This window comes from Plastoroseomonas hellenica (assembly GCF_018129085.1).
Classification (GTDB): Bacteria; Pseudomonadota; Alphaproteobacteria; order Acetobacterales; family Acetobacteraceae; genus Plastoroseomonas; species Plastoroseomonas hellenica.
In genome coordinates, this window is record NZ_JAAGBB010000014.1 from 21295 (window position 1) to 45906 (window position 24612).

Here is a 24612-nt window from a genome sequence, read left to right on the forward strand (position 1 = left end):
CATGACCCAGGTGCCGCGAGACGAAGCCGGGCCGCTCAACCTGATCGTCTTCGATCCGGACCGCTCCCGCCGCATGCTGACCCTGCTGCGGCTGCGGCGCCTCGGCCACCGGGCCGAGGCGCCGGCCGACAGCAGCTTCGTGCTGGCGGTCATCGGGCGCGGCGGCGTGGACGCCCTGGTCGTGGAGCTGCGCCCCGGCGACACCGCAGTGCCGGAGCTGGTGGAGAAGCTGCGCGGCCTGCCGCCCTGGGCCGGCGCCGTCGCCACCTTCGGCCTGACCACCGACTTCACCGGCAAGGCGACCGCCATGGCCAAGGCCATGACGCTCGACGGCATGGCGCTGCACGACACCGAGGACCGCGCGCTGGAGGCGGCGCTCCGGGACGCTGTGAAGGCCCGGCGCGGCACGCCGGCACTCGACCCCACCCGCTACGAGAACCGCGCCGCGGCCGATATCGGCCGCGACCGGGACCGGCTCGACGACCTCGCCGGCCGGATCCTGCCGCTGCGCGAGGCGGAGGAGGGCGCCATCTCCATGACCGCGAGCCTGCTCGCCGACGAGTTCGAGAGCCTCGGCCTGCCGGTCGCCGCCCATGCCGCCCGGCTGCTGGCCGAGCGGCCGGTCGCCGGTGGGGTGCGCTTCATGGGCCTCGCCTCGGCCGTCATCGCCGCCCGCAGCCTGCTCCGCTATGAGCATGGCGCGGCCCTGCGGCGCGAGGCGGCGGTGGAGCCTGCCGCGCCCGATACCATATAACGGCCCGAGGCGCGGCCCCCGGCCGCCACGACCAAGGACCCAGCGATGAGCGATACCGCCCGCACACCCGTGCCCGTCACGGTGCTCACCGGCTATCTCGGCGCCGGCAAGACCACCTTGCTCAACCGCATCCTCTCCGAAAACCATGGCAAGAAATACGCCGTAGTCATCAACGAATTCGGGGAGCTCGGGGTGGACAACGACCTCGTCGTCGATGCCGACGAGGAAGTGTTCGAAATGAACAATGGCTGCATCTGCTGCACGGTGCGCGGCGACCTGATCCGCATCATCGGCGGCCTGATGAAGCGCAAGGGCGACCTTGATGGCATCATCGTCGAAACGACCGGCCTCGCCGACCCGGCCCCGGTCGCCCAGACCTTCTTCGCCGACGAGGATGTGAAGCGGGCCACCAAGCTCGATGCCATCGTCACCGTCGTCGACGCGAAGCACCTGCTGGCGCGGCTGGCGGACTCGAAGGAAGCCGAGGAGCAGATCGCCTTCGCCGACATCCTGGTCCTCAACAAGATGGACCTGGTGACGCCGGAGGAGGCCGATGCGGTCGAGCGCCGCATCCGCACCATCAACCCCTATGCCGAGATCCGCCGCGCCGAGAAATCGAACGTGCCGATCGATGCCGTGCTCGGACGCGACGCCTTCAACCTCGCCCGCATCCTGGAACGCGAGCCCGACTTCCTCTCGGGCGATGACGACCACGAGCATGACAGCGAGATCACCAGCGTCTCCTTCGAGGTCGAGCGGCCGATCGACGCCGAGCGTTTCAACGCCTGGATCCAGCAGGTGCTGGCGCATAAGGGGCAGGACCTGCTGCGCACCAAGGGCGTGCTGCACTACCAGGGCGACGACCGCCGCTTCGCCTTCCAGGCGGTGCATATGATCGCCGATGGCGACTATATCGGGCCCTGGAAGGAGGGCGATCCGCGCCGCTCGAAAATCGTCTTCATCGGCCGCGACCTGAACCGCCCGCAGCTCCGCCGCGGCTTCGAGGCCTGCCAGGCGGGCGAGGACGTGAAGAAGATCGAGGCCGAGATCGCCCGTTGGAGCCCCGACGCGGCATGAGTGGTGCGCCCGATCGCGGAGCCCCGCAGGCGCGCAGCGACGAGGAGCGGAGCGTGAATCGGCCGGATGAAACAAATGCCTCCGCCGATTTCCTGCTCGATGCGCGGGGCGTCTCGCGCGAGCTCGATGCCTATGTCGTCGGCATCGCCTTCGGGCGGGAGGGGCGGAGCTGCATCCTCGGCACCGGCGACGGCGCCTTCCATCTCGCCCGCCTCGAAGGTGATTGGACGCGGGTGGAGGGCCATGCGGGCGCCGTGCTCGCGCTCTGCCCGGATGGCAAGGACGGGGCGCTCTCGGGCGGCGACGACGGCAGACTGCTCCGCGTCTCCTCCGAAGGCGAGTTGTCCGAGATCGCGCGCTATGGGTCGAAGTGGATCGACCATGTCGCCGCGCATGAGAGCGGCCTCCGTGCCGCCGCCGTGGGCAAAGCGGTGCATGTGCTGGATGCCAAGGGCGGCGCCCTGAAATCCCTCGCGCATCCCTCGACTGTCGCGGGCCTCGCCTTCGATCCCAAGGGCAAGCGCGTCGCGGCCAGTCACTACAACGGCGCCTCGCTCTGGTTCGTGGGGGCGAAGGAGGACAAGCCTCGGCTCCTTGAATGGAAGGGCAGCCACGGCATCCTCGCGATCAGCCCGGACGGCACGCATGTGGTGACCGCTATGCAGGAGAATGCGCTGCATGGCTGGCGCCTGGCCGATGGCCAGCACATGCGCATGTCGGGCTACCCGGCCAAGACGCGCAGCATCTCCTTCACCGCCAAGGGCCGCTGGCTCGCGACCTCCGGCGCCGAATCCATCGTGCTCTGGCCCTTCTTCGGCGGCGGCCCGATGGGCAAGGCGCCGACCGAGCTCGCCGGCGGCGACGGCGTCATCTGCACCCAGGTCGCGGCGCATCCGCAGCATGAGGTCGTGGCCGCGGGCTTCGAGGACGGGCTGGTGCTGATCGCCGAGATCGCCTCCGGCAAGGTCGTGCCGGTCGCCGCCCCCGGGCATGGCGGCGTGTCCGCCCTCGCCTGGAATCCGGCCGGCACGCATCTTGCGTTTGGCACGGACAAGGGTTTCGCCGGGCTTCTCGATCTCTCCAAGCGGTAGGGCGCGCCCCGGCGGGCGCGGATCCGCCCATCAGACAGTCAGGGGCTGCATCATGATGCCGATGATCGAAACGCCGCATATGCGGATGCCGAAGCTTGGCCTCGGCACCTGGCCGATGAAGGGCGCGGAGTGCCAGGCGGCGGTGGAAAGCGCGATCGGCCTCGGCTACCGCCATCTCGACACCGCCGAGATGTATGGCAACGAGGAGGCGGTGGGGGCCGGCATCGCCGCCTCCGGCGTGGCGCGGGACGCGCTTTTCGTCACCACCAAGGTCTGGCACGACAAGCTGACGCCGGATGGCATCCGGGGCGCGATCGCGGCCTCGCTCGCGCGGCTGAAGCTCGATCACGTGGACCTGTTCCTCATCCACTGGCCGAACCCGGCCATGGACCTCGATGCCTGCCTGCGGTCGCTGGAGGCGGCGCGCGGCGCCGGGCTGGCGCGCGCCGTCGGCGTCTGCAATTTCCCGCCGAAGCTGTTCCGACGCGCCCTGACCGCCGGCATCACGCCGATCGCCTGCCTGCAGGTGGAGCATCATATCTACCTGGACCAGACGCCGCTGCTGGACCTGGCGCGGGAGCACGGCGCCGCCTTCACCTGCTATTCGCCCACCACCAAGAATGCGGTGGCCGAGGATCCGGCGATCCGGGGCATCGCGCAGAAGCACGGTGCGACGCCGGTGCAGGTGGCGCTCGCCTGGGTGCTGCGCCACCCGCATGTGGCCGCGATCCCGAAATCCGCGGGGGTGCTGAACCAGGGCGCCAATCTCGGCGCCCTGGCGCTCCGCCTGGACGCCGAGGACCTGGCCACCATCGCCGCCCTGCCCAAGAACCGCCGCCTGGTGAATCCCGCCTTCGCACCGGACTGGGAGAATGGTTGAACGGGACTGCGCAACTTTGGCCGCATCCCGAAGCTAGAGCCTTTTTGGCGAGCAGGAGACGCTTATGGCAACGGAAGACGACGACGACGACGTGGATCTCGGCATCAGCCTGGAAGCGGTGGCGACCGTGGTGGACAATGCCCGCGCCCTGCAAGGCAAGGAGGAGGCCGACCCCGAGACGCCGGACGAGGACCAGGATTCCGAAGCCGCGCTGCTCGAGGAGGCCGATGACGAAGGGACCGAGGCGACGCTTCGCGCCTTCATCGGCGAGCTGAACGAGGACGAGCAGGTCTCGCTCATCGCGCTTGCCTGGGTCGGCCGCGGCGACTACGGCCCGGAGGAATGGGACGAGGCGCGGGCCTTGGCCGCGGAGCGGAACGACGGCCGCGATGCTGCCGAGTACCTGCTTTCGATGGACATGCTCGGCGATCTGCTGGCGGAGGGTGTGGCCGCCTTCGGCCTCTCGATCGAGGATGTCGAGCGATAGGCGGTCATCCGCGCGGGGTTGCATGGTGGTCCGCGATGCGGCACTCGGTCGCGATGCCGCGCCCCCTGCCTGCCCTGCTGCTGCTGGTCGCCGCCTGCGCGGCCCGGGACGCCTCGATCGCCAATGACGCGCAGTTGCGGCTGATCGGGCTGCGCGCCGACGATCTGCGCCTCTGTTCGGGGGTGCCGGACCGGCGCGAGACCTCCGATGGCGGCGAGTTCTGGACCTATGTGCGAACCCCGCCATCCTCCGGCCTGTCGCTGCCGGTCCCGGTGGCGGGCGGCGCCGTCAGCCTGTCATCCTCCAGCAACTGCTACGTCACCTTCCAGGTGGTGCAGGGCCACGTGACCCGCATCGGCTACAGCGCCGCGAGCGAGTTCGGCCTGGCCCGGGACAGCGCCTGCGCCCCGGTCGTCCAAGGCTGCCTGCGCATGCTGGACCAGGGCATGATCCAAAGGGACTGAGCCCAGCCTCAACACCCCGCCCCGACCACGCGGCCGCAGGCCGCCATCCATTCCGGCGGGCTGCAAGGCGAAGCCGATGCAGACCGAGGCCGCGAATGCGGCCCGCGCGCAGTCGCGCGGAAGCCAAGCCGGCGGATGCCGGCGCCGGCGCCTGAGGACAGATCTACGCAATCTCCCGGATGAGCTTGCGTTTCACCGCGACCCCGAAGCTCTCGAAGTCGAGCGCCACCTCCAGGAAGGCGCCGTCGCCGCCGATCACGCTCTCCCGGTAGTATTGGTCGAGCGGCACCGGCGGCATGCGGCCGAAGGTCGGCCGATCGTTCATGATCGGCAGCCCGTTGATCACGATGCCCTCGGCGACCGCCCGATCACGCGCCGTTTCCGCCGGCGGGCCGCTGTTGTTCACCCCGTCGCCGGAGACGTCGATCACCCGCCGCGTCGGCTCGAAGGGGCAATCCGCCAGCACCTGGCGCGCCATCTCGATACCGCCCGAGATCGAGGTCCAGGACAGCGAGACGCGCGGCGCCTCGGCCAGCGCCTCCGCCCAGCGCTGGGCATCGGCGGCATCGGCGATGTGCGTCCAGGGCAGCACCAGCCGCTGGTACTCGATGCCCGCCCACTCGACATAAGCGATGGCGATGCCGCCCATCATGCCGCCGCGGATGGTCTCGATGACGCGCGGATCGGTGACCGCCGCGCGATAGCCCTCCCGCTGCAGCCGCGCCTCATCCTCGTCGATGGAGCGGCTGACATCGACGGCGAGCACCAGCGCGACATCGACGGGCTCCGCGGCGCGGGCCCGCCTGAAGGGAATGCCGGCGGCACCCGCCGCGGCGAGCAGGCTGCGACGACGCATGCACCACGCCTCCGCCTTCCATGAAGCTGTCATGGAAGCGCGCTGTGCCGCGTCGGTTCAACACGATTTTCGGAGAGCGGGACGAATCCCCCCTTGCATCCGCCTTTACAGGGCCGCGCGGATGCCCTCGGCGATCCGCCCCACATCATCTTCGCTCAAGTAAGGGTGCATGGGCAGCGCCAGGACCTGATGGCAGAGCGCCTCGCTGACCGGCAGCGGCGGCGCGCCGGTCGCGATCGCGCCGGCGTGATGCGTGGCGTAGGCCGGCTGGTGGTGCAGCGGCCGCGGATAGTAGATCGCGCTCGGGATGCCGCGCCCGGAAAGCGCCTTCTGCACGCGGGCGCGGGCATCGGCATCCGGCAGCGTCACCGTGTAGATGCCCCAGGCCGAGGTCGCACCGGCGACCGCGGTCGGTGCCGTCACCACGCCCGCCAGCGCCTTGGCATAGGCGGCGGCGGTGCGGTTGCGCGCCACCAGCTCGTCTTCCAGCAGCGGCAGCTTGCACAGCAGGATGGCGGCCTGGATCGTGTCCAGCCGGCCGTTCATGCCGGTGCGCAGCACCTCGTAGCGGGTCTTGCCCTCACCATGGGTGCGCAGCGACCGGTAGAGATCGGCGCGATCCGCGTCATCGGTCAGCAGCGCGCCGCCGTCGCCATAGCAGCCGAGCGTCTTGGTCGGGTAGAAGCTGAGCGCCGTCGCATGCGCATAGGTGCCGAGGCGGCGGTTGTTCAGCGTGGCGCCGAAGGCCTGGGCCGCATCGTCCAGCGCGAACATCCCCTCCCGCGCGCAGAGCGCCTCGATCGCCGGCCAATCCGCGGGGTTGCCGTAGAGGTCGACGCCGACCACGGCGCGCGGGCGCAGCCGCCCTTCCGCCTTCACCAGCGCCAGGCGGCGTTCGAGATCGGCCAGGTCGATGTTGAAGCTGACGGGATCGACATCGACGAAGACCGGCGTCGCGCCCAGCACCAGCGGCACCTCGGCCGTCGCGGTATAGGTGAAGGCCGGCAGGAAGACCGCGTCGCCTGGCCCGACCCCTTCCGCCATCATCGCGATCTGCAGGGCATCGGTGCCGGAGGAGATGCCGACCGCGTGCTTGGCGCCGGAGAAGGCGCAGAGCTCGGCTTCCAGCTCATCCACCTCGGGGCCCTGGATGAAGCGCCCGCCTTCCAGCACCACGGCGATCCGGCGATCGAGCTGATCGCGGATCAGCGCCTGCTGCGCCTTCATGTCGAAGAAGGCGATGGGGCGGGGGCTCTCTGCGGTCATCGATGGGCTGCTCCTTGAGCGTGATGACTTGAGGCCCGGCGGGCCGAAAAGTCTGAATCACGCGATCAAACAAACTGGCCCGCCTTCTAGGCCCGGGCGACCCCGGCGCGAAATCAAGGAAAGTGACGCAGTGCAACCAGATGGCACGCCCGGCTGATTTCCCTTTGCAGGACGGCCCGTCGCCGGGCATGCAACGTCCTGAGGCATCCGCCTCCGCTCGGCGCTTGGGACGGCGCCGGTCGTCACGCCCCTGCAAGGAGCACCCCCTTGACCAGCCCCATCCCGGCCAATTTGGCGCCTTACGCGCTGGCCGCACTCCGGATCATGGCCGCGCTGATGTTCCTGGCCCATGGCACGCAGAAGTTCTTCAGCTTCCCCAATGCCTTCCCGATGGGCGGCCCGCCGGCGACCTTCACCCTGCTCTGGTTCGCCGGCGCCATCGAACTGGTCGGCGGCGTGCTGATTGCGATCGGACTCTTCACCCGCCCGGCCGCCTTCCTGGCCTCCGGCATGGCGGCCTTCGCCTATTTCTACGCGCACGCGCCGCGCGCCTTCTATCCGATCATGAATGGCGGCGAGCTGGCGGCGCTCTACGCCTTCGTCTTCCTCTACATCGCCGCGGCCGGGCCGGGCCGCTTCAGCCTGGACGGGCAGCGGGGGTAAGCGCGTCCCCGGGGAGGGCTTTGCCCTCCCCGGGCCCCACCCACCAGGGAGGCTGGAGCCTCCTGGACCAACTTCACTTGGGTGCCCCGATTGGGAAGGGGGTGCCCGGCGCGAATGCGCCGGGCACCCCTTCCCAATCGGGGCGTCAAATCGAGCGGGTGCAGGGCCTCCAGGCTCCTGCCGGGGTGGGTTCGGGAGGGGCAGTGCCCCTCCCGAGGCGCGCCCTACCCCCCGCTGGTCGTCGCCGTGCCGAGCGGGGCGTGTTCGAATTCCGGGACCAGGCGGCCGAGCTGGGCCAGGGCCGCACGGGGTGCGCCGCCGCGGGCATGGGCGGCGATCTCGTCGATCGCGCGGCCGACCAGCGCCGCATCCGCGGTGCGCGGCGTCGCCATCAGCAGGCCGGGGAACTGGGTGGCGCGCGGCGGTTCCTGCCCGTGGAACAGCTCCTCGTAGAGCTTTTCGCCGGGGCGGAGGCCGGTGAAGCGGATCTCCACATCCTCTTCCGGCCGCAGCCCGGCGAGGCGGATCATGCGCCGCGCCAGGTCGACGATCTTCACCGCCTCGCCCATGTCGAGCACGAAGATGCCGCCGTCGCGAAGCTCGGCCGGCTGATCCGGGCGGTCCTCGACGCCGACGACGCTCGCCTGCAGGACGAGGCCGACGGCTTCGCGCACCGTCATGAAGTAGCGGCGCATGTCGGGATGGGTGACGGTCAGCGGCCCGCCGCGTTCCAACTGCCGGCGGAACAGCGGCACCACGGAGCCGGTCGAGCCCAGCACATTGCCGAAGCGCACGGTGATGCAGCGCATGCCCGACTTCTCGCTGCGCGCGGCGCGATCCAGCGCCTGGCAATACATCTCGGCCAGGCGCTTGGAGGCGCCCATGACGCTGGTCGGGTTCACCGCCTTGTCGGTCGAGATGAAGACCATCGCGCGGGTGCCGACCGCGCGCGCCGCATCGGCGACCACGCGCGTGCCGAGGGCATTGGTCAGCAGCCCCTCCAGCGGGTCGTTCTCGACCATCGGCACATGCTTCAGCGCCGCCGCGTGGAAGACGAGCTCCGGCCGGATCTCCTCGAACAGGCGGCGGATGCGCGGCTCGTCGCGCACATCGGCGAGCACGGCACGGCGCGGCACCTCCGGGTGGCGTTCGCGGAGCTCCAGGTCGATCTCGTAGAGCACGTATTCGCCGTGATCGAGCAGGGTCAGCGCCGCCGGCCCCAGCGCCGCGACCTGGCGCGCCAGCTCGCCGCCGATGGTGCCGCCGGCGCCGGTCACCAGCACGCGGCGGCCCTGCACCAGTCGCGCCATGCCTTCGCGGTCGAGCGGCACCTGCGGGCGGTCGAGCAGCTCCTCGATCGAGACCGGCCGCAGATCGTGCTTCGACGCCGCGCCGGCGCGATTGGCGACGGCGCTGTCGAGCGCGGTCGGCGGCGGCGCGCGGCGCACCGGTACGCCATGGTGGTCGGCGGCATCCATCAGCCGCTGCAGCGCCTGGCCCTGCACCCGGCTATCGGCCAGCACGATGGCGGCGGGCAGGCGGCCTTCGGCGCGGAGCGTCTCCAGCACCGTCTCCGCCTCCTCGACGATGCCGAGGATGGGCAGGCCCTGGATGCGGCGGCCAAGCTGCCGCTCCCGCAGCGACAGGATGCCGATTGGCCGCCAGCGCGGCGCCCTCTCCCGCTCCAGCGCCCGGATGAAGAGGTCGGCGCCGTCGCCGGCGCTCGCGATCAGCACCGGCTGGGCGAGGTCCTGCGCTTCCGGATGGCGCCGGCCGCGCATCCGGCCGGCGAGGCGCGGCAGGCCGAGCAGCCCGACCAGGGTCATGGCATGGATCGCCGGGAAGGCGATGTTGGGCGACCGCCAGGCGCCGAGCGCATGCGCCGCCCCCCAGAACAGCGCCGCGGCGATCGCCGAGGCGCCGACCACCGCCAGCAGGTCCGGCAACCCCACGAAGCGCCAGTATTGCTGTGGCAGCCGGAAGGGCAGCCCCGCCAGCAGCAGTGCGGCGGTGGCGCCCGGGATCGCCAGGATCCACCAGAGGAGGCCCGCCGGCCCGCTGCCTGGCGCCGCGAGCCAGAGCGCGGCCGGCAGCGCCAGCGCGGCGATCAGGCCGTCGAGGCCGAGATTGAGCAGGATTCGATGCGGGGCGCCGCGGGCCATGGTGCCGCTATAGAGCGGTAGGGGTGCGAATGCGAGACCGGGGCCACGCCCAGGTCTTACGGCCCCGGCGCCCGGATCCGCTCTGCCAACATGGCGAGCTCCCCCGGGTTGAGGTCGGAAACGGCGACATAGCGGATTCCGTCGGCGACCCAGGGCAGGAGCTGGAAGCCGTTGCGGGTCATCGGCCGGCTGGGCCAGTCCTGGGCCAGGTCTTCGGCAGTGGCGAAGACGGTGATGGCATGGGCGCGGCGGCGATAGAGGATCGCGGCCGCCGGTCGCCGCCCGATCAGATCGAGCCGGGCGCCCAGCAGGGGGAAATCCTCGGTCTCCGGCACCCGCGGCGCCACCGGCAGATGGGCGCTGAGCCAGGGGCGCACCTGATGCGTATTGCCGCTGGCGATCTGCGGCGGCGCCCCGGCGAGCAGCGCCCGGGCATGGGCGGTGAGCAGGTCATGCGCGATGGTTTCGGGCCGGCTGTCATGCAGCAGCCCGAAGCCGCCGGCGCCGATCGCGATGCCGCCGACCCCGGCCGCGGTCAGTGCCAGCAGGCGCCGGCGATCCGGTGTCGCCGTGGTCGGTGCATCATCGCGCAGCATGGCGGCGAGGCGCTGGCGCAGCGCCTCTGGCGCGGCCTCGTCGCGCAAGGTGGCGAGCTCGGCCCTGAGCGCGCCGATCGCGGCCGCTTCCGCCGCGCAGGCCGGGCAGGCGGCGAGGTGGTCGCGCAGCGCCGCTGCCATGCCGGGGGCCAGCTCCTCATCCGCCAGCGCATCCAGCAGGTCGGCGAAGCGCCCGCAGTCAGCCGGCGTCGCGCGCATCGGCAGCCTCCTTCGCCAGCATGTCGCGCAATCGGCGCCGGCCGCGCGCCAGGCGGGACATGACGGTGCCGATCGGCAAATCCAGCACCGCCGCGATCTCCCGATAGGACAGATCCTCGATATCGCGCAGCACCACCGCCTCCCGGAGCGGTGCCGGCAGCGCGGCCAGCGCCTGGCGAAGCACCGCGCTGCGCTCGCGCGCCGCGACCAGCGCCTCCGCGCCCGGGAGGGCGGCCGCGGCGCGGTCGAGCTCCCGCGCCGCCTCCTCGAGCGAGACGACATTGCCGGCGCCGGTGCGGCTGAGCCGCGTCCAGGCCGCATTGCGGGTGATGGCGAGCAGCCAGGCCCGCGGCGACGCAGGCTCCGGCCCCGTCGCGCGCCAGGCGCGCAGGCAGGCTTCCTGCACCACGTCCTCCGCTTCCGCGCGGCTGCCGGTCAGCCAGCGCGCCAGCCGGAAGGCGGCGTCGAGATGCGGCGCGAAGAGCCGCGTCCATCGCCCCTCCGCTGCCCGCCCGCCATCCTGTGCCATGCGGCCGCCCCGATGCCCTGGAGGAAGGACTCTCGCCGTCGCGGAATTATTCCCCGGGGATCAGGGAATATCCCGCGCGCCCATCGAGTCCAGCGGTCAGCGGCATGCCGCCGCGGAGACCCGATGATGCGCGCCCCGATCCTCGCCCTGCTGCTGGCCGCCTCGGCCGGCCCCGTCCTCGCCCAGGCGCCGGCCTACCCGGCGGCTCCAGCCGCCGGCGCCCCCGCTGCTGCCGTCAATCCCCGGCATTTCCACGTCATCACCGTGCATCTCGATGGGGCAACCGGCATCCAGGCGAGCGCCGCCCATCCGGCGGAAGCCTATCCGACCCAGCCGATGCCCGCCGGCGGCGGGTTGCTGCTGCGTCCGCTGAGCCAGGAGGGCAATTGGAGCGTCCGCGCCTTCGTCTTCCAGCCAAGCCAGATCGTGGTGATGCAAGGCGAGCCGGTGACCCTGACCTTCGTCGACGTGCAGGGCCCGAGCTTCCGCATCGCCGTGGACGGCGTCGCGGAGCCGATCGCCATCCGGCGCGGCGAGGTCCGGAGCGTCACCCTGCCCGCCGACCGCCCCGGGCGCATCGGCTTCCGCTCGCTCGACCACGCCCCGTCGATGACCGGCGAGATCCTGGTCCTGCCGCGGCCCTGAGCCCTTACGGCAGCAGCGCCTCGGCATCCGCCCAGAGCCGCCGGGTGAGGTCGGCGGCCGGCTCGACACGGGAGAGCGCCGCGCCCTGGCCGGCCCAGGCCTGCATGCGGCTGATGTCGCCCGCCGCTTCGGCCGCCGACCTCACCGGGGCCATCAGCGCCCGCTGCACGGGATAGGGCGCCGGGGCGCTGTCGGCGAAAGCCTGGGTGATGCTGTTCGCGATGCCGCGGCCGAGTCGGCCGGAGAAAGCGCGGGTCAGCACCGTATCCTCCGGCCGCGCCCGGCCGATGGCCTCGGCCCAGGTCGGGTTGGTGCCGGTCTCCGGGCAGCGCAGATAGGCGGTGCCGAGCTGTACGGCGCTGGCGCCGAGGGTGAGCGCGGCCGCGATGCCGCGCCCGTCCATGATGCCGCCCGCCGCGATCACCGGCACCGCGACCGCGTCCGTCATCTGCGGCAGCAGCGCGAAGAGACCGATCGACTGCGCCTCCGCCGCACCATTGACGAAGCTGCCGCGATGGCCACCGGCCTCGGCGCCCTGGGCGATCACGGCATCGGCGCCTGCCGCCTCCGCCTGCCGCGCTTCGGCGACCGTCGTCGCATTGGCGAACCAGGCGATGCCGCGCGCCTTGAAGGTCGCGACGAAATCCGGCGGGAAGACCCCCATGATGGAGGAGATGACGGCCGGCCCAGCGGCCAGGATGGCGGCGCATTGCGCTTCGAAATCCGGCAGGAACGGGCCGGGGCCGGCCTCGGGCACCGGAAAGCCGGCGGCGGCCGAGAGCGTCTCCCGCACCGTCGCCTCCCGCGCGGGGTCGCGGACCGGATCGGGCTCCGGGATCCAGAGGTTGATCTGGAAGGCGCCATTGGTGGCCGCCCGCACGCCCGCCGCCCAGTTCCGGATGCCGGCGGGGCTGGAGTTCAGGGCGCCGAGCGCCCCCATGCCGCCGGCGGTGCCGACGGCGGCAGCGAGCGCCACCGGGGTCGAGCCCGCCATCGGGGCCTGCAGGATCGGAATGCGCAGGCCGAAACGCTCGCAGAACGCAGCGGCGCGGGATCGGGCGGTCATGGCGTGTCTCCTCCGGCCCTCCGGGATGCCCCTCCACGCAGAGGCTGTCCATACTTGCCCCGCTGCCTTCCGGGCGGCATTGTCCGCCGCCCTCCCCCCCAGGAGGCTCAAATTTTCCCCGAAGGATTGCCGCGATGCGCGTGAAGGACGTCAAGAAGGTGGTGCTGGCCTATTCGGGCGGCCTCGACACCTCCGTCATCCTGAAGTGGCTCCAGACCGTCTACCAATGCGAGGTCGTGACCTTCACCGCCGATCTCGGCCAAGGCGAGGAGCTGGGGCCGGCGCGCGACAAGGCGCTGCTGCTCGGCATCAAGCCGGAGAACATTTTTATCCGTGACCTGCGCGAGGAGTTCGTCCGCGACTTCGTCTTCCCGATGTTCCGGGCGAATGCGCTCTATGAAGGCTGCTATCTGCTCGGCACTTCCATTGCCCGGCCGCTGATCGCCCAGGAGCAGATCCGCATCGCGGAGGAAGTCGGCGCCGATGCCGTGGCGCATGGGGCGACCGGCAAGGGCAACGACCAGGTGCGCTTCGAGATCGGCTATTACGCGCTGAAGCCAGATGTGAAGGTGATCGCGCCCTGGCGCGAATGGGACCTGACCAGCCGGACCAGGCTGCTGGAATTCGCCGAGCAGAACCAGATCCCGATCGCCAAGGACAAGCGCGGCGAGGCGCCGTTCAGCGTCGACGCCAACCTGCTGCACAGCAGCTCCGAGGGGAAGATCCTGGAGGAGCCCTGGGACGCGCCCGACGAGATGGTGTGGCAGCGCACGATCAGCCCGGAGAACGCGCCCGACAAGGCGACCGAGATCACCATCGAGTTCGAGCGCGGCGACGCCATCGGCATCAATGGCGAGCGGCTGTCGCCTGCCACCCTGCTGACGAAGCTGAACGCACTCGGCAAGGAGAACGGCATCGGCCGGCTCGACCTGGTCGAGAACCGCTTCGTCGGCATGAAGTCCCGCGGCTGCTACGAGACGCCGGGCGGCACCATCCTGCACACCGCGCACCGCGCGATCGAGAGCATCACGCTGGACCGCGAGGCCGCGCACCTCAAGGACAGCCTGATGCCGCGCTATGCGGAGATCATCTACAACGGCTTCTGGTTCAGCCCGGAGCGCCGGATGATCCAGTCCCTGGTCGATGAGAGCCAGAACAGCGTGACCGGCACGGTGCGGCTGAAGCTCTACAAGGGCAACACCATCGTCACCGGCCGGCAGAGCCCGAACAGCCTCTACTCGATGAAGCACGTGACCTTCGAGGAGGATCAGGGCGCTTACGACCAGTTCGACGCCCAGGGCTTCATCAAGCTGAACGCGCTGCGTTTGAGACTCGGCGCCATGGCCGGCCGTAAAGGTGGGAGTTTGTAGTTAGTTTGGACCTCCGGCGCCGGCGCGCGCATCCGCGCGCTTGGCTTGCGCGCTGTCAGGGCAGTTCTGGCGGCGGCTGATGGTCGCGCGCGGGGCCGCATTCGCGGCCCCGGAGCATCGCTTCGCTCGCTCCGCAGAACCTGATAGCGGCCTGCGGCCGCGTGGGGATGGTCCCGGAGGGCTCGCCCTCCGAAGCCTCGGCGGAAGAGGGTGCGGCCGCAGGTCCTCGAACCGGGGGCTTCCGCCGCGGCCGGGTGGCGGCGCATGCTTGCGTCATGAGCGAGCTTTCGACGCGGCAGGACGCGATCCTTGAATTGGCGCGGCAGAGCGGCCGCGTCGCGGTGGATGATCTTGCGGCGCGTTTCGAGGTCAGCCCGCAGACCATCCGAAAGGATTTGAACGATCTCTGCGAACGCCGGCTGCTCGCGCGCATGCATGGCGGCGCCATGCTCGCCTCCGGCGTGGAGAACGTCGCCTATGCGGCGCGGCGCGCGCTGGCGCGGGAGGAGAAGCGGCGCATCGCAGAGCGTTGCGCGTCGCTGATCCCGGACGGGACCTCACTCTTCATCAATATCGGCACGACGACGGAGGAGGTGGCGCGCGCCCTGGTGGACCGGCACAACCTGCTCGTGGTGACCAACAACATCCATGTCGTCTCCATCCTGCTGCCCTCGCCCGGGGTGGAGGTGGTGGTGGCGGGCGGTCCGGTGCGGCGCGCGGATGGCGGCATCGTCGGCGAATCCACCGTGGACCTGGTCTCCGAGTTCAAGCTGGATTTCGCCGTCATCGGCGCCTCGGCGCTGGACGAGGACGGGTCGCTGCTCGATTTCGACTACCGCGAGGTGCGGGTGGCGCGCGCCATCCTCGGCAATGCACGGCGGGCGATCCTGGTCGCGGATGCGAGCAAGTTCGAGCGCTCGGCGCCGGTCAGGATCGGCCATGTGCGCCAGCTCCATGCCTTCGTGACGGACCGGCCGCCGCCGGAGCGCTTCGTGGCCGCCTGTGCCGTGGCCGGGACGCGGCTGGAGGTGGCGGGGGACCCAAACGAAAGCAGATTCGACGGAAACGAAAGCCCGTAGGGCTGGGTTTGCGCGCGAATTTTTCATTTGTACTTGCGCTTCGGGCCTGACTAGGCTTCCTGCAGGGTCGGTCCAGGGAGGCAGCATGGCGACAGCCAGCGCCGGACGCGTCGATGTCGCCGTGATCGGTGGCGGGGTGAATGGCTGTGGCATTGCCCGCGACGCGGCAGGGCGCGGGCTTTCCGTGCTGCTGGTCGAGCAGGGCGATCTGGCCGGCGCGACCTCCTCGGCCTCCACCAAGCTGATCCATGGCGGGCTGCGCTACCTGGAGCATTATGCCTTCCGGCTGGTGCGCGAGGCGCTTGTCGAGCGTGAAGTGCTGCTCTCGGCCGCGCCGCATATCGTGCGCCCGCTGCGCTTCGTACTGCCGCATCACCGCGGCCTGCGCCCCTGGCCGGTGCTGCGGCTCGGCCTCTTCCTCTACGACCATCTCGGCGGCCGTCGCATCCTGCCGGGCACGCGCAGCCTGGATTTGCGGCGCGATGCCGCTGGCGCGCCGCTGAAGCCGGGCTTCACCCGCGGCTTCGAGTATTCGGATTGCTGGGTGGAGGATTCGCGCCTGGTCCTGCTCAACGCGCGCGATGCGGCCGCGCGTGGCGCGCAAGTGCTGACGCGGACCCGCTGCACCGCCGCGCGGCGGGCGGAGGATGGCTGGCGGCTGACCTTGCGGGACGTGGAAACCGGCGGCGTCACCGAGGTCGCCGCGCGCGCGCTGGTGAACGCGGCGGGACCCTGGGTGGCGCAGGTGGCGGAGCTCGCCGGCGTGGCACGGCCGCAGCGCGTGCGGCTGGTGAAGGGCAGCCACATCGTCACGCGGCGCCTGTTCGATCACGACCGCTGCTACATCTTCCAGAACACCGACAGCCGCATCGTCTTCGCCATTCCCTATGAGGACGACTTCACCCTGATCGGCACCACCGACCAGGATTTCACCGACGGTGATCCCAGCTCCGTCGCAGCGACGGTGGCCGAGGAAGCCTATCTGCGCGACGCGGTGGGCGCATATTTCAACAAGCCAGTGGCGCCGGAGGACGTGGTGTGGCGCTATTCCGGCGTCCGCTCGCTCTATGATGACGGGGCGACCTTGGCGCAGGAGGCGACGCGGGACTACGTGCTGGCGCTCGACGCGGCCGAGGCCGCGGCGCCAATCCTCTCGGTGTTCGGCGGCAAGATCACGACCTATCGCCGCCTGGCGGAAGCGGCGCTCGAGAAGCTCGCGCCCCATCTCCCCGAGCTCCGCGCACCATGGACCGCCCGGGCGTCGCTCCCCGGCGGCGATTTCCCCTGGAACGGCACCGCAGCGCTGGAGGCCGCGCTGCGGCGCGACCACCCCTTCCTGGACAACTCCGAAGCGCGGCGCCTGGTGCGGCTCTACGGGACCGAGGCGCCGGCTGTACTGGGCGGCGCGCGCAGCGCCGCAGAGCTCGGCGAGGAATTCGGCGCCGGGCTGACCGCGCGCGAGGTACAATGGCAGATGCGCGAGGAATGGGCGCGGAGCGCGGAGGACGTGCTGTGGCGCCGCACGCGTCTCGGCCTGCGGCTGACACCCGCGCAGCAGGACCGGCTCGCCGCCTTCATGGCGAGCCAGCGCGTGGCAGAGAGGGCGGCGGAATGAGCCTCATGCTGGAAGACATCGCGCTTTCGGCGGGCGGGCGCGTGCTGCTGCACCCCGTGACCCTCTCCCTCGAAGCGGGCTCCTTGAACGTGCTGCTGGGTCCGACGCTCGCCGGGAAGACGACGCTGCTCCGGCTGATGGCGGGGCTCGACCGCCCGAGCGGCGGGCGGCTGCTGGTGGACGGGCGCGACATGACCGGGGTTGGCGCACGGCAGCGCAGCGTCGCCATGGTCTACCAGCAATTCATCAACTACCCGAGCCTGACGGTGTTCGAAAACATCGCCTCGCCGCTGCGGGTCGCGAAGCTGCCGCGCGCCGAGGTCGAAGCGCGTGTGCACCAGGCGGCGGAGTTGCTGCACCTCGCGCCGTATCTGGGCCGTCGCCCGCTCGAGCTCTCCGGCGGCCAGCAGCAGCGAACGGCGATCGCGCGTGCCTTGGTGAAACGCGCGGCCCTGGTGCTGATGGACGAGCCGCTGGCCAATCTCGACTACAAGTTGCGCGAGGAGCTGCGCGAGGAATTGCCGCGCCTCTTCGCCGAGAGCGGCAGCATCCTGGTCTATGCCACGACCGACCCGGCCGAGGCGCTGATGCTGGGCGGCCAGGTCGCGACGCTCTGGGAGGGGCGCCTCACGCAATTCGGCCCCGCCGGCGCGGTCTTCCGCCGCCCCTGCGACATCCTGACCGCGCGCGTCTTCTCCGACCCGCCGCTCAACGAAGCGCCGGCGCGGCTCGCCGGGCGCGAGCTCGTGCTGGCGAACGGCCGGCGCATTCCCGCCCTGCAGCGCGGCGTCGAAGGCGAATGCACGATCGGCGTGCGCGCCCACGAGCTGGTCCTTGACGACCAGCCGGGTCCGGATGCGGTGCCGCTCGACGCCACGGTGCGCGTCGCCGAGGTGACGGGATCGGAGAGCTACATCCACCTCGATGTCGGTGGCCTCGCCTGGGTCGTGCTGGTGCCCGGCGTGCGGCGGCCGGAGCCGGGCGAGCGCATCACGGTCTGGCTCGATCCGCGCCGGCTCTTCCTGTTCGGCACCGACGGCACGCTTCTCGCCACACCGGAACTGGCGGAGGCGGCCTGATGGCGCGCATCGCCTTCCAGCAACTCGCCCATTCCTACCATCCCGCGCCACGTGGACCGATCGACTACGCGCTGCGCCCGATGGACATGGCATTTGACGATGCCGGTGCCTATGCACTGCTCGGCCCCTCCGGCTGCGGCAAGACCACCCTGCTCAGCATCATCTCCGGCCTGCTGCGTCCGAGCGATGGCACGGTGTTGTTCGACGGCGCCGACGTCACGCCCTGGGCGCCGGAGCGGCGCAATGTCGCGCAGGTCTTCCAGTTCCCCGTGGTCTACGACACCATGACGGTGCGCGAGAACCTCGCCTTCCCGCTCCGCAACCGCGGCGTGCCCGCACGCGAAGCCTCCGCGCGGGTGGACTACGTCGCTTCCCTCCTCGGCCTGACCGCCGCACTCGGCCGCCGCGCACGCAATCTCGGCGCCGACGACAAGCAGAAGATCTCGCTAGGACGCGGCCTGGTGCGCAGCGACGTCGCCGCCATCCTGTTCGACGAACCGCTCACCGTCATCGACCCGCACCTGAAGTGGGAGCTCCGCTCACGGCTCAAGGAGTTGCACCGCCAGGTGCCGGTGACGATGATCTACGTCACCCACGACCAGACCGAAGCACTGACGTTCGCAGACCGCGTGGTGGTGATGGCGGGGGGCGAGGTGGTGCAGGTCGGCACGCCGGAGGCGTTGTTCGAGCGACCCGCCCACACCTTCGTCGGCCATTTCATCGGCTCGCCCGGCATGAACCTGCTGCCTTGCGAGGTCGTCAGCGGCGAGGCCGTGCTGCCTGGCGGTCATCGCATCCTCCTGCCGCACCCGCCCGCGCGCGAGACGCTGGCCGGCAGGCGCATCGAGCTCGGCATCCGCCCCGAATTCACCCGCATCGCACGGGACGGCGACCTGCCCGTCCTGCTGCGGCGCGTCGAGGATCTCGGCCGCCGCCGCATCGCACGCGTCGAGCTCGCGGGCCTGGCGCTGACCGCGACCCTGCCGGACGGCGCCGCGCCATCATCCGATGCTGCACGGATCACCTTCGATCCGGCCCATCTGCATCTCTACGCCGATGGCCGCTTGGTGGAGGCCGCGCCATGAAGCCGCACAGCAACCGTGCCTGGCTGCTGGTGCTGCCAGTCGTCGCGCTGGTCGCCTTCTCGGGTGTGATCCCGATGATGATGGTGGTGAACTATTCGGTGCAGGATACCTTCGGGAACAATGAGTTCTTCTGGAACGGCCTCGGCTGGTTCCGCGAGCTGCTCGACCCCTCCACCGAGTTCGGCGGCCGGTTCCTCGATGCGTTGTGGCGCAGCCTGCTGTTCAGCGCGATCTGTCTCGCCATCCAGATCCCGCTCGGCATCGCCGTCGCGCTCACCATGCCACGGCGCGGCCTGGCGCTCGCCTTCTGCCTGGTCGCCATGGCGCTGCCGCTGCTGATCCCCTGGAACGTGGTGGGCACCATCTGGCAGGTCTTCGTACGGGGCGATATCGGCCTGCTCGGCCATGCCCTGAACCGCCTCGGCCTCGCTTTCAACTACACCCAGGTGCCGCTGCATGCCTGGATCACCATCATCGCCATGGATGTCTGGCACTGGACCTCCCTGGTCGCGCTGCTCTGCTATGCAGGGCTGCGCGCCATCCCGGATGCCTATTACCAGGCGGCGCGGATCGACGGCGCGAGCAGCTGGGCGGTGTTCCGCTCCATCCAGCTCCCGAAGCTGCGGCGCGTGCTGACCATCGCCGTGCTGCTCCGCTTCATGGACAGCTTCATGATCTACACGGAGCCATTCGTCGTCACCGGCGGCGGGCCGGGCAATGCCACCACCTTCCTCTCCATCGACCTCGTGAAGATCGCGCTCGGCCAGTTCGACCTCGGCAAGGCGGCGGCGATGTCCATCGTCTACAACCTCATCATTCTCACCCTCTGCTGGGTGTTCTTCGCCACCACGACGCGTGGCGATGCGGACGCTGCCCGATGAGCGCCTCCGTCGCCCGTGCGGAAGCCGTGCGGCGCCCTGCCGCCGCACCGGCCGCGGCGTCTGGCGCCTGGGCCTCCCGCCTCGGGCTCGCGCTCTACCTGCTGTTCCTCGCCGTGCCGATCTACTGGCTCGTCAACATGAGCCTGAAGACGAATTTCGAGATCTCCTCCGGCATGACGCTCTGGCCTCGCGAGCCCACGCTCGACAATTACCGGCGCATCTTCACCGACAGTTCCTGGTACTCCGGCTACATCAACAGCCTGACCTACGTGGCACTGAACACGGTGATTTCCCTTCTCGCCGCGCTGCCCGCGGCCTATGCCTTCAGCCGCTACCGCTTCCTCGGCGACAAGCACCTGTTCTTCTGGTTGCTCTCCAACCGCATGGCGCCGCCCGCGGTCTTCGCACTGCCCTTCTTCCAGCTCTACTCCGCCGTCGGGCTGTTCGACACGCCGCTCGCCGTGGCACTCGCGCATTGTGTGTTCAACATTCCCCTCGCGGTGTGGATCCTGGAAGGCTTCATGTCCGGTGTGCCACGCGAGATCGACGAAACCGCCGCCATCGACGGCTACAGCTTCCCGCACTTCTTCATGAAGATCTTCATGCCGCTGATCGCGGGCGGCGTCGGCGTGGCCGGCTTCTTCTGCTTCATGTTCTCCTGGGTGGAGCTGCTGCTCGCACGCACCCTCACCACCGTGGACGCCAAGCCGATCGCCGCGACGATGACGCGCACGGTCTCCGCCGCGGGCATGGATTGGGGCCTGCTCGCCGCCGCCGGTACGCTCACCATCATCCCGGGCGCGGTGGTGATCTGGTTCGTGCGCAACCACATCGCGCGTGGCTTCGCGCTCGGTCGCGTGTGAGGGGGGGAACGGCAATGGACCTCGCCTGGATGGCCTGGACCTGGGAGACGGCGGCGTTCTTCGTCTCCATCGCCACAGCACTCGGCATCATGACGGCGCTCGCCTTGCTGCGACCGGAGACCGAGCGCATCGGCGCGCTCGGCCTGCCGACGACGCGGGGCGACCGGCTGTTCCTCTCGCTGCTCGGCGCCGCCTTCATCCATCTCGGCTGGCTGGCGCTCGCCGGCGAAGCGCCGGTCTGGGGCGCCTCCATCCTGTCGCTGCTCTATGCCACCACAGTCTTCCGCTGGGCATAAGACCCGGGGTTGCTGGAGCGGCCTTCGCTTCGCTGCGCTCGCTTCAACCGCTCCAGGCCTTTGTTCTGGCGAGCATCTTCACCCGTTCAAGTGAAACCGCTCGAACGGGATCTGCTCTAGGGAGGGAAACGGACATGAAAGATCGTGGACTGATCACCCGCCGCGGGACGCTGCTCGGCACCGCCGCGGCACTCGCTGCACCGGCGCTGCTCGCGCCGCGCCACAGCTACGCGCAGGCCATGGATGCCGCGCGGCGCTGGGTGGAGCAGGAATTCCAACCCTCCACCCTGTCGCGCGATCAGCAGATGCAGGAGATGGAATTCTTCATCCGCGCCGCTCAGCCCTATCGCGGCCAGGACATCAACGTGGTCTCCGAGACCATCACCACCCATGAATACGAAGCGCGCACCCTGGCCCGCGCCTTCTCCGAGATCACCGGCATGAACCTGCGCCACGACCTGCTGCAGGAAGGCGATGTCGTTGAGAAGATCCAGACCCAGATGCAGTCCGGGCGCAACCTCTACGACGCCTGGGTGAATGATTCCGACCTCATCGGCACGCATTTCCGCTATCGTCAGGCCGTCTCGCTCACCGACTGGATGACAGGCGACGGCCGCGCGGTCACCTCGCCCACCCTCGATGTGGATGACTTCATCGGCAAGGATTTCGGCACCGCGCCGGACGGCAAGCTGTACCAGCTCCCGGACCAGCAATTCGCGAACCTCTACTGGTTCCGCTACGACTGGTTCACCCGACCGCAGATCCGCGACGCCTTCCGCCGCCGCTTCAACTACGATCTCGGCGTGCCCGCGAACTGGTCCGCCTATGAGGACATCGCCGAGTTCTTCACCAATGAGGTGCGCGAGATCGACGGCGTGCGCGTCTGGGGCCACATGGATTACGGCAAGAAGGACCCCTCGCTCGGCTGGCGCTTCACCGATGCCTGGCTCTCCATGGCGGGCAACGGCGATCGCGGCATCCCCAATGGCCGCCCGGTGGACGAATGGGGCATCCGCATGGAGGGCTGCCGTCCGGTCGGCTCCTCCGTCGAGCGCGGCGGCGACACCAACGGCCCCGCCGCCGTCTACGCGGTCTCCAAATACGTGGAGTGGCTGCGCAAATATGCCCCGCCCGAAGCCGCCGGCATGACCTTCAGCGAATCAGGGCCCGTCCCCGCGCAGGGCGCCATCGCCCAGCAGATCTTCTGGTACACCGCCTTCACCGCCGACATGGTGAAGCCCGGCCTGCCGGTGGTGAACGCGGACGGCACGCCACGCTGGCGCATGGCGCCCTCGCCGAAAGGCGCCTATTGGCGCGAAGGCATGAAGCTCGGCTACCAGGACGCCGGGTCCTGGACCCTGCTGCAATCCACGCCGGTGGAACGACGCCGCGCCGCCTGGCTCTATGCGCAGTTCACCGTGTCCAAGACCACCAGCCTGAAGAAGAGCCATGTCGGCCTCACCTTCATCCGCGAATCCGACATCTGGCACAACTCCTTCACCGAGCGTGCGCCGCAGCTCGGCGGGCTCATCGAGTTCTATCGCTCACCGGCGCGCGTGCAGTGGACGCCGACCGGCGTGAATGTCCCCGACTATCCGCGCCTCGCCCAGCTCTGGTGGCAGAACATCGGCGATGCCTCTTCCGGTGCCAGGACGCCGCAACAGGCGATGGACGCGCTCGCCGCGGCGCAGGACTCGGTCATGGAACGCCTGCAGCGCGCCAATGTGCAGGGCGAATGCGGTCCGCGCCTCAACCCGCGCACGTCAGCCGAGGAGTGGCATGCCCGTGCCGAACGCGACGGCAACATCGCGCCGCAGCGCCGGCTCGCCAACGAGAAGCCGCAGGGCGAGACGGTGGATTACGACACGCTGATCCGGAGCTGGCCGGCGACGCCGCCGCAGCGGCGCTAGAGCGTGATGACTTGAGGCGGAATCGCCGAAAAGTCTGAATCACGCGACTAAACAATGGGCTGGAGTATGATGCGTGAGCACTTGCGAGCGCATCATGCTCTAGAGCCGGGCGATTCGGGGGAGGACATGGGCGCCTCCCCCGCGACCAGACGGAACCACCACCGAGAGTGCGGATGATGGCTGAGGGATATGTGCTGGCCCTCGATCAGGGGACGACATCCTCGCGTGCGATCCTCTTCACGACGCCGGAACTCGAGCCGGTCGCCCTGGCGCAGCGCGAGTTTCCGCAGCATTACCCGGCATCCGGCTGGGTGGAGCACGAGCCGGAGGATCTCTGGCAGAGCTCCCTCGCCGTGATGCGGGAAGCGATCGCCAAGGCCGGCATTGCGCCCGGCGACGTCGCCGCCATCGGCATCGCCAACCAGCGCGAGACCACGCTGCTCTGGGATCGTGCGACCGGCCGGCCCATCCACCGCGCCATCGTCTGGCAGGACCGCCGCACCGCCGCCACCTGCGCCGCCCTGAGCGAGGAGGGGCACGACGCGCCGGTCGCCGAGCGCACCGGACTCATCATCGACCCCTACTTCTCCGCCACCAAGATCTGCTGGCTGCTCGACCATGTCCCCGGCGCGCGCGAGGCGGCGGAAGCCGGCCGTCTCGCCTTCGGCACGGTGGACAGCTTCATCCTCTGGCGGCTCACCAACGGCCGTGTCCATGCGACCGACGCGACCAACGCCTCCCGCAGCATGCTCTTCGACATCCGCGCCGGGCGCTGGGACGAGGAGCTCTGCGCCCTGTTCCGCGTCCCGCCCGCCGTACTGCCCGAGGTGATGGACTGCGCCGCGCCCTTCGGCATCGCGGAACCCGAGCATCTCGGCGCCGCCATCCCCGTCGCCGGCATCGCCGGCGATCAGCAGGCCGCCGTCATCGGCCAGGCCTGCTTCGAACCGGGCATGGTGAAATCCACCTACGGCACCGGCTGCTTCGCGCTGCTCAATACCGGTGCCACCCCGGTGCGCTCGCAGAACCGCCTGCTCTCCACCATCGCCTATCAGCTGAACGGCGAGCGCCGCTACGCGCTCGAGGGGGCGATCTTCGTCGCCGGCGCCGCGGTGCAATGGCTGCGCGACGGGCTCGGCCTGATCCGCGCCGCCGCGGACAGCGGCCACCTCGCCGCGCGATCGGAGCCGGCGCAACGCCTCTATCTCGTGCCGGCCTTCGTCGGCCTCGGCGCGCCCTATTGGGACCCCGAAGCGCGCGGCGCGATCTTCGGCCTGACGCGCGGCTCCGGCCCCGCCGACCTCGCCCGCGCCGCGCTGGAAAGCGTCGGCTATCAGACCCGCGACCTGCTCGAGGCGATGCGGCGCGATTGGGGCGCTGCCGCCGAAGGCGTGCTGCGCGCCGATGGCGGCATGGTCGCCTCGGATTGGACCATGCAGTTCCTCGCCGACATCCTGGGCGCGCCGGTGGACCGCCCGATGGTGCAGGAAACCACCGCGCTCGGCGCCGGCTACCTCGCCGCCCTGCAGACGGGCCTCTGCCCGGCACCCCAGGAATTCGCCCGCACCTGGCGCCTGCAGCAGCGCTTCACCCCCGCCATGGGCGAAGCCGAGCGCGAGGCCGCCTATCGCGGATGGCAGGACGCGGTACGCCGCACCCTGACCCAGCCGCGGTAGCGG

Annotated in this window: 24 protein-coding genes; 18 read left to right on the forward strand and 6 right to left on the reverse strand. The window is 70.3% G+C overall.

Annotation, left to right across the window (positions count from 1 at the left end; all coding sequences use genetic code 11):
- The first annotated feature begins 1 nt into the window (after position 1).
- The 6 genes from GXW71_RS13095 (at position 2) to GXW71_RS13120 (ending at position 4753) form a co-directional block, all read left to right on the forward strand.
- Positions 2-754 carry a hypothetical protein gene (locus GXW71_RS13095; protein WP_211852965.1) on the forward strand — a complete coding sequence of 251 codons (753 nt, stop codon included), beginning with the start codon at positions 2-4 and terminating at the stop codon, positions 752-754.
- A gap of 45 nt (positions 755-799) precedes the next feature.
- Positions 800-1831, forward strand: a complete 1032-nt coding sequence (locus GXW71_RS13100) for a CobW family GTP-binding protein (protein WP_211852966.1) — start codon at positions 800-802, stop codon at positions 1829-1831.
- Between the two features lie 53 nt (positions 1832-1884).
- Positions 1885-2922 (forward strand): WD40 repeat domain-containing protein, encoded by a 1038-nt coding sequence (locus GXW71_RS13105; protein ID WP_211852967.1) that lies wholly within the window; start codon positions 1885-1887, stop codon positions 2920-2922.
- 52 nt (positions 2923-2974) lie between these two features.
- The gene (locus GXW71_RS13110) at positions 2975-3802 is read left to right on the forward strand and encodes an aldo/keto reductase (protein ID WP_246526535.1); all 828 of its coding nucleotides are present in this window, start codon (positions 2975-2977) and stop codon (positions 3800-3802) included.
- Positions 3803-3866: 64 nt separating this feature from the next.
- On the forward strand, positions 3867-4289 hold the full coding sequence (locus tag GXW71_RS13115; protein WP_211852968.1) for a DUF3775 domain-containing protein: 423 nt from the start codon (positions 3867-3869) through the stop codon (positions 4287-4289).
- 53 nt (positions 4290-4342) lie between these two features.
- Positions 4343-4753, forward strand: coding sequence for a hypothetical protein (locus GXW71_RS13120; RefSeq protein WP_211852969.1), 411 nt, complete (start codon positions 4343-4345; stop codon positions 4751-4753).
- Positions 4754-4916: 163 nt separating this feature from the next.
- On the opposite strand, the gene GXW71_RS13125 is transcribed toward GXW71_RS13120, so the two are convergent.
- Both GXW71_RS13125 and GXW71_RS13130 read right to left on the reverse strand, forming a co-directional pair.
- Positions 4917-5609: a DUF1194 domain-containing protein gene (locus tag GXW71_RS13125; protein WP_211852970.1), complete on the reverse strand. Its 693-nt coding sequence runs from the start codon at positions 5607-5609 to the stop codon at positions 4917-4919.
- 105 nt (positions 5610-5714) lie between these two features.
- On the reverse strand, positions 5715-6875 hold the full coding sequence (locus tag GXW71_RS13130; protein WP_211852971.1) for a DegT/DnrJ/EryC1/StrS family aminotransferase: 1161 nt from the start codon (positions 6873-6875) through the stop codon (positions 5715-5717).
- A gap of 267 nt (positions 6876-7142) precedes the next feature.
- Here GXW71_RS13130 and GXW71_RS13135 point away from each other — a divergent pair, with 267 nt between their 5' ends.
- The gene (locus tag GXW71_RS13135; protein WP_211852972.1) at positions 7143-7538 is read left to right on the forward strand and encodes a DoxX family protein; all 396 of its coding nucleotides are present in this window, start codon (positions 7143-7145) and stop codon (positions 7536-7538) included.
- A 224-nt stretch (positions 7539-7762) separates the two neighbouring features.
- Here the strand turns inward: GXW71_RS13135 and GXW71_RS13140 are convergent, their stop codons facing one another.
- The 3 genes from GXW71_RS13140 to GXW71_RS13150 are packed head-to-tail and all read right to left on the reverse strand — an operon-like array spanning position 7763 to position 11044.
- Positions 7763-9700 carry a polysaccharide biosynthesis protein gene (locus GXW71_RS13140; RefSeq protein WP_211852973.1) on the reverse strand — a complete coding sequence of 646 codons (1938 nt, stop codon included), beginning with the start codon at positions 9698-9700 and terminating at the stop codon, positions 7763-7765.
- A 56-nt stretch (positions 9701-9756) separates the two neighbouring features.
- Positions 9757-10515 carry a zf-HC2 domain-containing protein gene (locus tag GXW71_RS13145; RefSeq protein WP_211852974.1) on the reverse strand — a complete coding sequence of 253 codons (759 nt, stop codon included), beginning with the start codon at positions 10513-10515 and terminating at the stop codon, positions 9757-9759.
- On the reverse strand, positions 10496-11044 hold the full coding sequence (locus GXW71_RS13150) for a sigma-70 family RNA polymerase sigma factor (protein ID WP_211852975.1): 549 nt from the start codon (positions 11042-11044) through the stop codon (positions 10496-10498). The genes GXW71_RS13145 and GXW71_RS13150 overlap by 20 nt, the downstream gene beginning before the upstream one ends.
- 123 nt (positions 11045-11167) lie before the next feature.
- On the opposite strand from GXW71_RS13150, the gene GXW71_RS13155 reads away from it, so the two are divergent.
- Positions 11168-11689, forward strand: coding sequence for a hypothetical protein (locus tag GXW71_RS13155; protein WP_211852976.1), 522 nt, complete (start codon positions 11168-11170; stop codon positions 11687-11689).
- A gap of 4 nt (positions 11690-11693) precedes the next feature.
- Here GXW71_RS13155 and GXW71_RS13160 read toward each other — a convergent pair whose 3' ends face one another.
- Entirely contained in the window at positions 11694-12755 is a 1062-nt protein-coding gene (locus GXW71_RS13160) for an NAD(P)H-dependent flavin oxidoreductase (protein ID WP_211852977.1), read from the reverse strand.
- A 134-nt stretch (positions 12756-12889) separates the two neighbouring features.
- On the opposite strand from GXW71_RS13160, the gene GXW71_RS13165 reads away from it, so the two are divergent.
- The 10 genes from GXW71_RS13165 (at position 12890) to glpK (ending at position 24609) form a co-directional block, all read left to right on the forward strand.
- Positions 12890-14125 carry an argininosuccinate synthase gene (locus GXW71_RS13165; protein WP_211852978.1) on the forward strand — a complete coding sequence of 412 codons (1236 nt, stop codon included), beginning with the start codon at positions 12890-12892 and terminating at the stop codon, positions 14123-14125.
- Positions 14126-14400: 275 nt separating this feature from the next.
- A complete protein-coding gene (locus tag GXW71_RS13170; protein ID WP_211852979.1) occupies positions 14401-15204 on the forward strand; it encodes a DeoR/GlpR family DNA-binding transcription regulator in 804 nt (267 codons plus the stop codon).
- Between the two features lie 85 nt (positions 15205-15289).
- Entirely contained in the window at positions 15290-16819 is a 1530-nt protein-coding gene (gene glpD / locus GXW71_RS13175) for a glycerol-3-phosphate dehydrogenase (RefSeq protein ID WP_211852980.1), read from the forward strand.
- Complete coding sequence (locus GXW71_RS13180; RefSeq protein WP_211852981.1) at positions 16816-17898, forward strand: ABC transporter ATP-binding protein; 1083 nt, start codon at positions 16816-16818, stop codon at positions 17896-17898. Before glpD ends, GXW71_RS13180 begins: the two co-directional genes overlap by 4 nt.
- Entirely contained in the window at positions 17898-18983 is a 1086-nt protein-coding gene (locus GXW71_RS13185; protein ID WP_211852982.1) for an ABC transporter ATP-binding protein, read from the forward strand. The genes GXW71_RS13180 and GXW71_RS13185 overlap by 1 nt, the downstream gene beginning before the upstream one ends.
- Positions 18980-19864: a carbohydrate ABC transporter permease gene (locus tag GXW71_RS13190; protein WP_211852983.1), complete on the forward strand. Its 885-nt coding sequence runs from the start codon at positions 18980-18982 to the stop codon at positions 19862-19864. Before GXW71_RS13185 ends, GXW71_RS13190 begins: the two co-directional genes overlap by 4 nt.
- Positions 19861-20727: a carbohydrate ABC transporter permease gene (locus GXW71_RS13195; RefSeq protein WP_211852984.1), complete on the forward strand. Its 867-nt coding sequence runs from the start codon at positions 19861-19863 to the stop codon at positions 20725-20727. Before GXW71_RS13190 ends, GXW71_RS13195 begins: the two co-directional genes overlap by 4 nt.
- Positions 20728-20741: 14 nt before the next feature.
- Complete coding sequence (locus GXW71_RS13200) at positions 20742-21023, forward strand: DUF2160 domain-containing protein (RefSeq protein ID WP_211852985.1); 282 nt, start codon at positions 20742-20744, stop codon at positions 21021-21023.
- A gap of 134 nt (positions 21024-21157) precedes the next feature.
- Complete coding sequence (locus GXW71_RS13205; RefSeq protein ID WP_211852986.1) at positions 21158-22933, forward strand: ABC transporter substrate-binding protein; 1776 nt, start codon at positions 21158-21160, stop codon at positions 22931-22933.
- Between the two features lie 173 nt (positions 22934-23106).
- A complete protein-coding gene (gene glpK, locus GXW71_RS13210) occupies positions 23107-24609 on the forward strand; it encodes a glycerol kinase GlpK (RefSeq protein WP_211852987.1) in 1503 nt (500 codons plus the stop codon).
- Positions 24610-24612: the final 3 nt, after the last annotated feature.